Origin of the sequence: Micromonospora sp. M42, from assembly GCF_000568915.1 — a bacterium.
GTDB classification, from domain to species: Bacteria; Actinomycetota; Actinomycetes; order Mycobacteriales; family Micromonosporaceae; genus Micromonospora; species Micromonospora chalcea.
This window is the reverse complement of sequence record NZ_KK037233.1, coordinates 4,092,671-4,105,602: the sequence shown is the minus strand read 5'-3', so window position 1 is coordinate 4,105,602 and position 12,932 is coordinate 4,092,671. Positions and strand designations below refer to the sequence as shown.

General features: G+C 73.1%; 10 protein-coding genes. 7 read left to right on the top strand and 3 right to left on the bottom strand.

Annotated elements, in window-relative coordinates; genetic code table 11:
* Positions 1 to 47 precede the first annotated feature (47 nt).
* The 5 genes from MCBG_RS18800 to MCBG_RS18780 all read left to right on the top strand — a co-directional run bounded on the left by MCBG_RS18800 (position 48) and on the right by MCBG_RS18780 (position 3,246).
* Complete coding sequence (locus tag MCBG_RS18800) at positions 48 to 509, top strand: MarR family winged helix-turn-helix transcriptional regulator (protein ID WP_043327491.1); 462 nt, start codon at positions 48 to 50, stop codon at positions 507 to 509.
* Between the two features lie 70 nt (positions 510 to 579).
* Positions 580 to 1,182: a helix-turn-helix domain-containing protein gene (locus MCBG_RS18795; protein WP_223201265.1), complete on the top strand. Its 603-nt coding sequence runs from the start codon at positions 580 to 582 to the stop codon at positions 1,180 to 1,182.
* Positions 1,182 to 1,553 (top strand): hypothetical protein, encoded by a 372-nt coding sequence (locus MCBG_RS18790; protein WP_043327489.1) that lies wholly within the window; start codon positions 1,182 to 1,184, stop codon positions 1,551 to 1,553. Before MCBG_RS18795 ends, MCBG_RS18790 begins: the two co-directional genes overlap by 1 nt.
* Positions 1,550 to 2,455 (top strand): ABC transporter ATP-binding protein, encoded by a 906-nt coding sequence (locus MCBG_RS18785; RefSeq protein ID WP_043327487.1) that lies wholly within the window; start codon positions 1,550 to 1,552, stop codon positions 2,453 to 2,455. Before MCBG_RS18790 ends, MCBG_RS18785 begins: the two co-directional genes overlap by 4 nt.
* Positions 2,452 to 3,246 (top strand): ABC transporter permease, encoded by a 795-nt coding sequence (locus MCBG_RS18780; protein WP_043327485.1) that lies wholly within the window; start codon positions 2,452 to 2,454, stop codon positions 3,244 to 3,246. Before MCBG_RS18785 ends, MCBG_RS18780 begins: the two co-directional genes overlap by 4 nt.
* Here the strand turns inward: MCBG_RS18780 and MCBG_RS18775 are convergent.
* On the bottom strand, positions 3,239 to 6,505 hold the full coding sequence (locus tag MCBG_RS18775; protein WP_043327483.1) for a helicase HerA domain-containing protein: 3,267 nt from the start codon (positions 6,503 to 6,505) through the stop codon (positions 3,239 to 3,241). The genes MCBG_RS18780 and MCBG_RS18775 overlap by 8 nt on opposite strands.
* Positions 6,502 to 7,161, bottom strand: coding sequence for a hypothetical protein (locus MCBG_RS18770; RefSeq protein WP_043327481.1), 660 nt, complete (start codon positions 7,159 to 7,161; stop codon positions 6,502 to 6,504). Before MCBG_RS18770 ends, MCBG_RS18775 begins: the two co-directional genes overlap by 4 nt.
* Positions 7,162 to 7,536: 375 nt before the next feature.
* Here MCBG_RS18770 and MCBG_RS18765 point away from each other — a divergent pair, with 375 nt between their 5' ends.
* Entirely contained in the window at positions 7,537 to 7,866 is a 330-nt protein-coding gene (locus MCBG_RS18765; protein ID WP_013283485.1) for a CU044_2847 family protein, read from the top strand.
* A gap of 15 nt (positions 7,867 to 7,881) precedes the next feature.
* A complete protein-coding gene (locus MCBG_RS18760) occupies positions 7,882 to 11,985 on the top strand; it encodes an NACHT and WD repeat domain-containing protein (RefSeq protein ID WP_051611290.1) in 4,104 nt (1,367 codons plus the stop codon).
* On the opposite strand, the gene MCBG_RS18755 is transcribed toward MCBG_RS18760, so the two are convergent.
* Positions 11,986 to 12,900, bottom strand: coding sequence for an NADP-dependent oxidoreductase (locus tag MCBG_RS18755; RefSeq protein ID WP_043327479.1), 915 nt, complete (start codon positions 12,898 to 12,900; stop codon positions 11,986 to 11,988).
* Between the last annotated feature and the right edge of the window lie 32 nt (positions 12,901 to 12,932).

Sequence of the window (12,932 nt, the reverse complement as noted above, 5' to 3'; positions counted from 1 at the left end):
TAGCGCAGATCGTTGGGGGCGCCAACGTTTTTGGATAGGCTGGGCATGTGGAGAACCCGGAGCCGGATGTCGTACCCACCCGCCTGGCCGGCCTGCCGAGCTGGCTGATCACCCAGACCGCCGTACGCGCCGGCCGGCTGGTGAGCGACGGGCTGGCGGCGGTCGACGCGCGTGGCTACCACTTCCGGCTGCTCGCCACGCTCGACGAGTTCGGCCCGGCCAGTCAGGCGGCGCTCGGCCGGCGCAGCGGCATCCACGTCAGCGACGTGGTGGCGGCCCTCAACGAGCTCGCCGAGCGGGAGTTCGTGGTCCGCGCCCCGGACCCGTCCGACCGGCGGCGCAACGTCGTCACCATCACCGCGGCGGGGCGGCGGCAGTTGCGGCGGCTGGAGAAGCGACTCGCCGAGGTGCAGGACGACCTGCTCGCGCCGCTGACGCCGGACGAGCGGGCGGACCTGACCCGGCTCCTTGCTCGGGTGCTGGCCCACCACACCCGTCCGCCCGTCTGATCGTCCGGCTTTCGCGCCCGGTCGCCCCACTCCCTACCTATATCACTATCGATAGTGATACGGTTCAGTCATGGCGATGTCGATGGAGCGGTGGGCGGAGGTGGCGCTGCACCCGGTGCGGCTCCGCGTCCTGCGTGCCGTGGCGGGCACCCGGGTGACCACTCACGACCTGGCCGAGCTGCTGCCCGACGTCCCGCACGCCACGCTCTACCGGCACCTGGCGACGCTCGTGAAGGCCGGGATGCTCGACGTGGTGCAGGAGCGCAAGGTGCGCGGCGCCGTCGAGCGGGTGTACGCGCTGCCCGCGCACGGCGCGGCGCTGGACCCGGCGGCCCTGGCCACGGCCACGCCGGAGGACCACGCGCGCTACTTCACCGCGTTCGTGTCGAGCCTGCTGTCCGAGTTCTCCCGCTACCTCGCCCGCGACCGCGTCGACTTCGTCGCCGACGGGGTCGGATACCAGCAGCTCGTACTGCACCTGACCGACGCCGAGCTGCACGAGTTCGCGGCCGGGCTCAACGCGCTGGTCGGCCCGTTGCTCGCCAGAGGGCCCGGCGACGGCCGGATCCCCCGGCTGCTGGCGACCGTCCTGATGCCCGCCGATCGCCCGGTGCCCCCCGGCGACACGCACACGTCAGCGCACGACTCCGACACGACGAAGGGCGACGACTGATGGCCTCCGTAATGCTCAACGGCGATGTGATCGACATCCGGTTCACCGGATGGGAACGGATGTGGGTCAGGCGGGAGCGGTTCGCGCTGCGCCTGGCCGCCGTGCGGCACGCCGCCCCGGTGGACGAGCCGATCCGGCTGGCCCGGGGCGCCCGGCGCGGGTACGCCGTGTCCGGCTTCGCCAAGATCGGCGTCTGGGGTCTGTTCGGCGGTCCCCGGCAGCTCGTGGCGGCCCGGCGCGGTCAGCCCGGCCTGCACCTGGTGCTGGACCGCGCGGCGGCCGGCGGCGAGTTCGACGAGGTGGTGGTCTCCGACCCGGCCGCGCCGGGCCTCGCCGAGACGATCGGGCGTGCGACGCGGGGCCGGCCATGACCGGCGACCACCTGGCGATCGAGGCGTCGGGCCTGACCAAACGCTACGGCGACGTCACCGCCGTACGCGATCTGACCTTCACCGTACGACCCGGCGCGGTCACCGGCTTCCTCGGCCCGAACGGCGCCGGCAAGACCACCACGATGCGCATGCTGACCGGGCTGGTGACGCCGACCAGCGGCACCGCCACCATCGGCGGGCAGCCGTACGGCCGGCTGGCCCAGCCGGCACGGACCGTCGGCGCGGTGTTCGACGGCAACGCGTTCCACCCCGGCCACACCGCCCGTGACCACCTGGGCGTCTACGCCGCGATGGCCGGCTGCCCGGACAGCCGGGTCGCGGAACTGCTGGATCTGCTCGGCCTCGCGCAGGCCGCCGACCGTCGTACCCGGGGGTTCTCCACCGGCATGCGGCAACGGCTCAGCCTCGCCACGGCGCTGCTCGGCGACCCGCGCGTCCTGCTGCTCGACGAACCGTCGAACGGCCTGGACCCGGAAGGCATGTCGTGGCTGCGCGGGCTGCTGCGCGGCCTCGCCGACGAGGGCCGCACCGTACTGGTCTCCAGCCACGTCCTGCACGAGGTCCAGCAGGTGGTCGACGACGTGGTGGTGATCCGGCGCGGCGAACTCGTCGCCGCCGGGCCGTGGTCGCGGCTCACCGGCCCGCCGACGGTGCTCGTCACCTCGCCGGACGCGACAGCCCTGGCCGCCGCGCTGGCGGCCGCCGCCGGGTCCGTCGAGGCCGCCGGGCCCGGCCGCCTGCGGGTACGCGGACTGGACGCGCCGCGCGTCGCCGACCTGGCCGCGGCCCATCGCGTGCGGGTCCACGAGCTGGTCACCGAGACCACAAGCCTCGAACAGCTCTTCCTCGACCTGACCACCGAGACGGCGGAGGCCCGATGAACCTGATCAGAGCGGAACTACGCCGGGTCCTGGCCACCCGCATGTGGACCGGGCTGCTGCTCGCGGCCGTCGCGCTCGGCGGCGGCCTGGTCGGGCTCATGGCGCTCGTCGGGCCGGAGAACTTCGACCCGCCGATGCCCGGCCTGCACACCGAGGAGGGCCTGCGGTCCATCCTCGGCATCCTCGGCTTCACCGCCTTCGTGCCCGCCGCCGCCGGCGCCCTCGCGGCCACCTCCGAGCACCGGCACGGCACCGCCGCCGTCACGTTCATGTTCGCGCCGCGCCGAGGGCGGGTGCTGGCCGCCAAACTCGCCACCCACGCGATCGTCGGCCTCGCCTACGGCCTCGTGCTCGCCGTCGCCGCCGCGGCAGCCCTGTTCACAGTCGCCGCCGCGCGTGGCGTGTCGCTGGGCCTGCCCGCTCCCACGGTGCTGGCGCTGCTCGCCCGCATCGGCGTCGCGATGGCGGTGTACCTGCTCGTCGGCACCGGCGTGGGCGCGCTGCTCCGCAACCAGGTCGCGGCCGTGTGCGTCGTGGTCGGCTACCTGTACCTGGCCGAGCCCGTACTGATGATGATCCCCGGCGTCAACGCGCTCTACCCGCTCCTGCCCGGCGGCGCCACCGCCGCGCTCACCGACTTCACGTACGTCGCCGACGCGATGTCCGCGCAGCTCGGCAACGACGCCGTCGCGCTCCTGCCGCCGGCGGCCGGCGCACTGCTGCTGACCGGGTACGCGCTCGCCGCAGCCGCGATCGCCGTGGTCGTCCCGATGCGCCGCGACATCACCTGAGCGTCGCGAGCCGGACGATCTCCTCAGCGGTCAGCGGGCTGCGGGGATGGTGGGTCAGGCACATGGGAGCTTGCATCTTGACGAACCGGGCCCCCTCGACCGCGGCGTAGAACTGGCCGGTACGCAGCTTGCCGATGTCCGGGACGTCGGTGCCCTTCGCCCTGGCCACATCCCGGGCCGCCTCGATCTGCACCGGCACGGTGAGCAGGCCGAAGAACTGCGTGGCGGCGTTGCCGGGGATCTGGTTGTGCAACGCCTTCGGCGCCTGGGTGGCGAAGACCAGCCCCAGCCCGTACTTGCGGGCCTGCGAGGTCAGCGCGAGCGTGCTCTGGGTGCAGGCGGTCACGGCGCCGGACGGGGCCAGCGTCTGCGCCTCGTCCATGACGAAGAGTCCACCGAGTGGCCGGTCCCCGGCCGGATGACGCTTGATCCAGGTGAACAGGGCGAGCTGCAACTGGTTGACGAAGCTCTGCCGCTGATTGTCCTCGGGCAACCCGGCGAGGTTGATCACCGAGACCCGGGCGCGGCGACCGGGGGGCGGGGTGAGCAGCTCGCCCGGGTCGACAGGCGTTCCGACGCCGCCCAGGAGCGGATCGTTGATCAGGGCGGCCTTGAGCAGCTGGGCCATGCCGGCGGCCAGCTTGGGCGCGCTGTCGAGCTGACTCACCCCGTCCGGTAAATCGTTGAGGACGTCGGTGAACTCACGCAGGTCACTCGCGCCGCTGCGGGCGTAGCCGATCAGCGCCTCGCGCAGCACGGCCCGGCCGAGCCGGGCCTTGTCGGTGCCGCCGTCCACCCGGGCGTGCGGGGCGAGCGTGGCGACGGCGGCGTTGACGGCCGAGGTGAACCCGTCCGGGTCGTCGAGCACGTCGGCGAAGGCCGGCAACGGCTGGAAGCTCAACGGCCGACCGGCCTGCCGTCCCGGCGTCCAGACGACCACGTCGGTGCCGGCCAGATATTCCGCCGCGCGGCGGGCGTCGTCCGCGCCCCAGCCCGGCGGTGCGGCGGGCCAGGTCTCGCCGAGCCGGGCCAGGTCATTGTTGGGGTCGAGCACGATGGCCGACACGCCGCGCAGGGCGCACTCCTCGACCAGGCGGCGGATCAGTACGGTCTTGCCGGAACCGGAGCCGGCGAAGATGACTGTGTGCCGGCGCAGCGCTTCCAGGTCGAGGCCGACCGGTTCGGGCCGCCCGGTGACAGTGCCGATCTCCATCCGCTCCGGGTCGATGCCCGCCACCGGTGGCAGGGGAGCGACCACCGGCGGCGCCGGGTCGAGCCCGGCGGAGCGCGGCGTCGGGACGGGACCGGCAGAGCGCGGTGCAGCGGTGACCGGCGGTGGCGTCCCGACCGGGGGTCGGTCCGGCGCCTCCTCTGGCCGCTCCTCGGTCCGGACGGCTTCCGGCGCACCCGGCCAGTCGCCCAGCGCCTCCCGCAGGCAGGTGATGTGGGACGCCGGCCGGCGATCGGCGAACCAGGGCCGCAGCGTCTCCCGCCCGTAGTCCTGGATGAGTTGTTCGAGCGCGGCCAGCCGGGCGACGTCCGGCGCGTCCAGGGGAAGCCGCCGACCGCCGGCCCGCTCGAACGCGTCAAGCACCTCACGGGTACGGGCACCGGCCGACCACTCCGCGCTGCGCAGCAGGAAGAGCCGTCGTTTGGCGACCCCCTCGGTGAGTCCGGCGGTCGTGATCGCGTTGCGGATCCGGTTGAGCACGGCGATGTGGTGCGGCGCGGAGATCGCCCGGAACGACCAGTGCTCCTCGTCCTCGCTGTCCTCGCTCAGGCTGTGCCGTAGCCGGGCGTGCAGCGCCGGCTTGGTTCCGGCGGGGATCGGGTCGAGGCTGAACGCGTCGACTGCCGCGCCCTGCGCGGCGATCCACGCGGTCAGGCCGGCTTCGAGCAGGCGCGGGACGCGGGCGTCCTCCGTCTGCGGGGACAGGGCGGTGTCGGCGGCGGCGACCAGCTCCGCGTACCGGGCGTCGAGCTTGCCGAATCCGTTCGTCCGGCTCTCCGGTGGCGGCCCGGTGACCGTGGCGGGCGCGATATCCCCGGCGACGCGCTCGCCGGTCGCGTGCAGCAGGTGCCGCAGTTCCCGCGCCTCGCCGTCGGCCAGGCAGGCCCGGACGTGCGTGTCGATCCGCCGTAGCAGCTCACGAGGGGTGAAGCCGACAACCTCCTGGAACGCGTCCGGGTGGACCGGCCAGGTGGGGTGCGGCGGGGTGAACCCGAGGCCCTCGAAAAGCACCGCGAACCGCTTCTCGACCAGCTCGCGGCCCACCTCGACGGAGGGGATCTCCTTGAGCGGGGCGGCCTCCCGGAACCGGTCCTGGACGGTGTCCGTCGCCTGCTGCTGGATGCTGCGCCACGTCTGCGGCAGGCACGAGACGACGGACAGCGTCCGGCGAGTGGTCTCGCGTAGCGCCATCAGACCGCTGGCGACCTGTTCGAGCAGGAGCGAGGTCTGCCAGTCCGCCTCGCCCCGGGCGTCCTGGTTCGTGGCCTTCACGGACTGGGCGATCATCAGGTCGATCTGGTCCACCGCGATCACGGTCGGACCGACGACGGCGAGCAGCCGGGAGATGTCCCGGACCACCTCCTGGGGCGCACGACGATTGCGCCGCAGCCCCCACCCGGCCCGTTGGCCGGGCTCCTCCTCGTCCATCGAGGAGAGGAAGTCGTAGCCGATGTCCTGCACGGCTGACTGCTCGGCCGCGTAGAGCACCAGGGCCCGCGCGGTGTCCTGGCACTCCGTGCCGATCTGCCGGTCCTTCTTGCGGATCAGGTCGACGAAGGCGTCGAGCGTCGGACGGCTGAGTTCGGTCTCACCGGCGACCGCGCGCCGTACCGTCCGGGGCGCACCCACCGCGTCGGCCAGCCGGCGCAGGAACGCCCGTAGCTGGGTCGTCTCGTCCGGCATCGGACGGACCAGGCCCTCCAGCATCGAGATCGCGGTGCGTTGCCAGAACGTCCGGGCTTCGAGCAGTTCGACCAGGAAGAAGAAGCCGCCGCGTCCCTGCACCTGCTGGCGGACCGTGCCGATGAGGTGGGTCTTGCCGGTGCCGCGCTGGCCGAGGATGGCCACGCCCACCGGACTGGAGTCGGTGCTGGCCTGAGCCTCCGCGAAGCTGTCCAGCACCGTCGTGACGACGTCGTGGTGCAGACCCTCCACGTGGAACGGTGTGGGTTTCCAGACGTCGTCCGGGGTCGGAGCCCAGTTGAACCTCAGCGCCGCCAGGGCACGGCGTTGCTCGTCACCGATCATGACGAGATGGCGACCAGATGCTTGTCCTGGTTGCCGATGGTCACCGCCGCCGCCCGCTCCTGCGGCTTCAGCACCTTCTGGTTGGACTCGGGCACCAGGTGCACGCCGCGCTCCCGGTTAAGCGTCACGAGCGCGGCGTCGAACTCGGGGCGGGGCAGGTCGGAGAGGGCGTCGCGAAGATCGGCCAGCATGACGTAGTCGCCGGGCTTGGCGGCCAGCTCGTGGTACGCCTGCCGGATCAGCGTGACCGCGTCCGCGGCCGGGGACGCCGACGACGCCACCGGCGGCGGCGCGACGACCTCGTCCCGGTTGATCTGCATCCGGAACAGGTCGTCGGCGCGGGTCCCGGAATGGTCGATCAGCCGGCGCAGGAAGTCGAGCGCGACGTAGAGCGTTCCGCCCGCGGTACCGGCGCCCTTCGGCGGTTCCGCGCCCAACTCCTCGGTGGCGCGGTCCCATCCCTTGTCGGTGAGCGCCAGCGTGATCGGCTTCTCGGTGACCTCGATCAGGCCGAGTGATTCAAGTCGACGGCGGTGATCGGCTTTCAGGCCGATACCGGCGACATTGGTGAAGTAGGTCTGCGGCAAAGGCGCCGCCTTCACCATCAGCGTGACAAGAATGCACCGGTCGACGAGGGTCAGTTCCTTTTCCGGCATGCGGATGCTCCTCTGCGGCACGAGCTCCCACCGCGTCGACGGTGTGATCGAAGGCTCGGAAGGGGTGGCCATGATCGAGGTGGGCAACGGGGACGGCCCCGGCGCACGGGCCGATTCTGCCGACGGCGCCGGACTCGCGCAAGGTCACCGATCTCGCTGACGAAAGCCGACAGGGCCGCGTAGTGGATCTCCAACGGTCCTGCGTGGACGCCTCGATTGAAACGCCTGTTCGGCGGCTTCGGCGCGGTCGGTCGACCCGACCATTGCGAAATGACAAGGACAGCGGGCAGCATGGCAGACCGGCGCGAGGGCCGGAGTTCTGCTCCGCCGCGAACCCTCCCGCCTGTTCTCCAGAAATACGTCACGGAGGTGACCGTGCAGTCTGAGGTGGTCCGCTACCAGGTCGACGACGAAACGGTTGCCTTGATCGAAGTCGAGCCGACACCCGGTTTCCAGCCCGCAGGCTTCGGCGACGTCGCCGGCTGGGTACGCGAATCCGCGGCACCGGCGGTCGCCGCCGCCCGGGAATTGCTGGAACAGGTCAAGACCGTCTCTCCCGACGCGGTGGAGGTGCGCTTCGGGATCAAGGCCACCGGCACGGCGAGCTGGGTGGTGGCGAAGGCGACCGGAGAGGCGAACTTCGAGGTCACCCTCGCCTGGCAGCCGGACGGCCCCACCGATCGCGGTGCCGGTCCACGGCGCTGACGGACGGCTCGGCCCGTGACAACGGCCCCGGACGAGAGCTCGTGGGCGGTTGCCCTGCACCGTGAGGCGGACCCGCACACGGCACTCGGCACCGGCATCGTCATCGCCGCCAACCTGGTGCTCACCTGCCACCACGTGGCGTTCGCCGCCGACGGCACCCTCCGCCCCTATCTCACTGTCGCCTTCCCGCGCGCGCCCAAGGTCGCCTACTTCGACCGGCGCAAGGTCCGGCGGTGCCGGCACGACGGCATGCCGGCGGCGCACGTCGACGTGGTGGTGCTCGAACTCGTCGAGCCGGTGCCGGCGACCGTCACCCCGGCGCGGCTGCGCTGCCTCGCCCCCAAGCCGCTGCTCGACCGCCCCTTCTGGGCGTACGGCTTCCCGGCCGGGGTGGTCGGCGGCCTGCAGGCGACCGGTTCCGTCGTCGAAGACGGCGGGTACGGCCGCGTCACCATCGACAGCGGCGCTGCCGGGCCGCTCAGCAAGGGGTTCAGCGGGGGCGCGTTGTGGTCCCCGGAGTACCAGGCGGTGGTCGGCGTCGTCGTCACGGCCGACGGCAAGGGCAAGGGGCAGGCGGTGACGCTGCACCACGTCGACGAGCAGGTGCCGGCGATGACGTTGGGCGCGTTGTCGGCCTGGCGGGTCGAGGACGCCGACGACGCCGCGCTATCGGCCTGGGGGTGGACGTTGAGCACCGACGGTGAGGCCGGCCGGCACTGGCTGCCCCGGGCGCGGGGCGTCGCCGTGGACACCGAGGGCGGCGCGCGGTTCCGGGGTCGTACGGCCGCGCTCCGGCGGATCGTCGACTTCATCGACGGGAAGGCGCCCGCCACCCGGCCGCTGATCGTCACGGGTTCGCCAGGCGTCGGCAAGTCCGCCGTCCTGGGCCGCGTGGTGACCACGGCCGACCAGCAGATCCGGGACAGCCTGCCGGGCGGCGACACCGCCGTACGGGCCACTGTCGGCTCGGTGTCCTGCGCCGTGCACGCCAAGGGCAAGACCGCGCTGGAGGTGGCGCTCGAGATCGCCCGGGCGGCCGCCGTCGACCTGCCCGGTGCGCCGGCCGATCTGATGCCGGCCGTGCGGGACCGGCTGGCGCGGCGTCCGGCTCGCTTCGCGCTCGTCATCGATGCGCTGGACGAGACGGCCGACCCCGGTCAGGCCCGGCAGGTCATCGACGACGTCCTGCTGCCGCTGGCCCGGGAGTGCGGCCGGTACGGCGTGCGGGTGGTTGTCGGCACCCGGCGCGGCGACGACCGGGGTGACCTGATCGCCTGCTTCGGTGATCCGGTCGAGCTGGTGGATCTGGACACACCGGAATACTTCGCCGGGGCCGATCTGGTGAACTACGCCCTGGCGACCCTGCGACTGCTCGGCGCGGAACGGCCGGGCAACCCATACAGCGACTCGGCGGCGGCTATCCCGCTGGCCCGCCGGATCGCCGAGCTGGCGAAGGGAAACTTCCTGGTGGCCGGTCTCGTCGCACGGGCACACGCGCTGCGCGACATCGAGCCCGTCGACCCGGCTTCGGTGTCGTTCAGCGCGACAGTGGCCCATGCGCTCGACTCCTATCTGGCCGGGCTGCCGGCTGCCGGCTCGGCCTCCGCCCGGCTCGCCCTCACCGCCCTGGCGTACGCCGAGACGCCGGGTCTGCCGCTGTCGCTCTGGCGGATCGCGGTGACCGCGCTCGGCGGCACGGTCACCGAGGACGAACTCCTCGCGTTCGCCCGTACGTCGGCGGCGAACTTCCTGGTCGAGACCGGTGGCGGCAGCCGGCCCGCGTACCGCCTGTTCCACCAGGCCCTCAACGACGCGTTGTTGGACGGCGCGTCACGCCGGGACGACCAGCGACGGCTGGTCGCCGCCTGGGCGGACCTGGCGGCCGAGGTAGGATGGGCCTCGGTGCCCGACTACCTACGGCGCTCCCTGCCCCAGCACGCCTCCCGCGCCGGGCTCGTGGAGCGGCTCCTCGCCGACGAGGGCTACCTACTGCACGCGCACCTGGAGCGGTTGCTCTCGGTCGTCGACATGGAGAGACTGCTGGAGCCGCTGTCCCGATCACGGGTGCGGCTGCTGCACCGGACGCCGCTCGCTGTCGCGGCGGCACCGGCCGAGCGCGCCGCCCTCTTCTCGGTCGTCGACCGGCTCGACGGACTGGGCAGCGGGATCGAGGCCGACGGCGCGCCGTACCGTGCGCGCTGGGCGCACACCCCGCCCCGGCAGGAGCGCAGCGTGCTGGACGGGCACTCGCAGGCCGTCTACGACGTGGCGGCCGTCGAGCTGGACGATCGGTGGTTGCTCGCCTCCGCCGGTGACGACGGCACGGTCCGGCTCTGGGACCCGATGACCAACCAGGCCGTGGGAGTCTTCCCGTGTCACAACGACACGATCCGCGGGCTGTGCGCTGTCCGTACCGGCGGCGGCGAGACGCTGATCGCCACCGCCAGCCACGACGGGACCGTCGGCCTGTGGGATCCCCGGACCGGCCAGCGTCGGCACGAACTGAGCGGGCACGACGACTGGGTCCGCAACATCTGCGTCATTCCACTGCCGGACGGCGACCTGCTCGCCTCGGCCGGCGACGACCGGACGGTCCGGATCTGGGATCCGGTGACCGGGACGCAGCGCTACGCGTTGACCGGACACTCGGGCTGGGTGACGGCCGTGACGTACGTCCCGTCGGACGGCCGGCACCTGCTCGCCTCCACCGGCTTCGACGGCGTGGTCCGGGTCTGGGAGCCGACGGCCGACACGCGCCCGACGCTGACCCTCACCGGACACGTCGGCTGGGTGACCACGCTCTACGCCGTTCGAGCGCCGGGTGGCACGTTGCTCGCCTCGGCCGGCTACGACGGCACGGTCCGGCTCTGGGACCCGCAGAGCGGCGAATGCGTCCACGTCCTTGCCACCGGTGGACCGGTCACGGATCTGTGCACGGTCGAGGTCGACGAGGGCTGTCTGCTCGTGTCGACGGGTGAGGACGGGCTCATCCGGGTCTGGGACGTGCCGACGTGGACGAGCCGGCCGAGCCTGCGGGGGCACGCGAGCTGGATCCGTGCGGTCTGCGAGCTGCGTACGGCGAAGGACCGGATGCTGGCGACGGCGGGTGACGACGGCACCGTGCGGCTGTGGGACCCGGCCGGCGGCCGACCCGACACCGTCGCCGAGCGGGACCGGCTCGGGCCCGTGCACAGCCTCTGCGCGGTCCCTGACGAGCGACCGGGCCTGGTCGCCTCCGGCGGTGCCGACGGCCGGGTGCGGATCTGGGACGCCGCCACGGGCGAGCGGCTGCGGGAGATCCCGACACCCGGCGGGCCGGTGAACGCGATGTGCGCGGTCGCCGACGTCGAGGAGCCGCTGCTCGTCACCGCCCAGGACGACAACACGGTCGGAACCTGGAGTGTGCGGCACAGCGCCTTGGTGGGGGAGATGACCGAGCACCACGCTCCGGTGGCGGCGGTCTGCCCGATCGTCATCGGCGGTGAGACGCTCGTCGCGTCGGCCGGCGACGACCAGGCCATCCGGCTCTGGCACCCGCAGACCGGCACCGTGCGGGCGGTCCTGCTCGGGCACGTCACCCGTGCCTGGGTGACGGCCCTCGCGACGGTTCGGTGGCCCGAGGTGGAGGCGCTCGCCTCGGCCGACAAGAGCGGCACGGTGATGCTGTGGGGCGGTGGTGACACGCCGGTCTGGACCCGGCAGGGACATCAGGACGCGGTCACCGCGCTCTGCGGCCTGGTCGTGGCGGGTCGCCGGATGCTGGCGTCGGCCAGCGCCGACCACACGATCCGTCTGTGGGACGCCGAATGGGGTGAGCCCGTGGACGTGTTCACCGGCCACACGGCTGCCGTAACCGGGCTGAGCCTGGTGCGGGTCGGCGGGCGGGATCTGCTCGCCTCGACCAGCCGGGACCGGACGGTGCGGATCTGGGACCCGTCCACCGGACGGGCGCTGCACACCATCCCCGTCTATCACCCGGCGCTGACGTGCTGCACTGTCGACGGAACGTTGCTCGTCGGTCTGGATCAGGGCCTGCTGGCGTTGGACGTCGACGGCCGGAGCGACCTGCCACCCGAGGCCGCGGACCGTGCGGTCGCTCGGGTGGCGGTGCGCTGCTGATCAGGGGCGCAGCACGTAGCGTCCGCGTACCCCGCCCTCGGCCGCCTCCCGGTGGGCGTCCGCCACCCGGTCCAGCGGCACCACCGCGTGCACCCGCGCCGGCAGCTCACCGGCGGCGGTGCGGGCGAGCAGGTCGGCCAGGCGTGTCCCGTCGGCGTGCACCTCGACCGCGCGCACCGTGACACCGCGTTCGGCGGCCGGGTGGGCGTTCGGCCGTACCCCGACGAACACGCCGCCGTCGCCCACCAGCGCGAGCCCTCGGTCCTGGAGCGCCGCGGCGTCGGCGACCGCGTCCCAGCCCGGCTCGGCGGCGGTGGTGAAGTCGGCGCCGAGCCCGCGGACGAACTTCTCGTCCCCGGCCCGCGCCAGGCCGGTCACCCGCCATCCCCGGTCCCGGGCGAGCGGCACGACGTAGCCGCCGACCGCGCCGGCGGCGCCGGTGATCAGCAGCCGGCCGCCGGCGGGCGGGTCGCCGAGCAGGTCGACGATCTGCGCCGCGGTCAGGCCGTTGAGCGGCACTGTCGCCGCCGCCACCAGGTCCAGATCATCGGGTACGACGGCCAGGTCGGCCACTGGTACGACGAGTTGCTCGGCGTACGTGCCGAAGTCGCGGTCGAACCCGCCGACCAGCCCGGCGACAGGGGTGCCCACGGCGAGGTCGACGCCCGGCCCGGCGGCGGCGACGACACCGGCGAAGTCCCAGCCCAGGCCGGTGTGGTGCGGCTGGTGGATGAGCCCCAGCGAGTGGAAGAAGCCGCCGACGACGCCGAGGTCGGCCGGGTTGACCGGTGCCGCCGCGACGTCCACCCGGACCTCGCCGGGCCCCGGCTCGCGCTGCGGAACGTCGATGATCTCGATGGCCTCGGGTCCGCCCGGGGTGCGGACGACTGCGGTGCGGAAGGTACGCGTACCCATGGTTCTGTCTCCTTGGTCGTGAGGGATGCCCT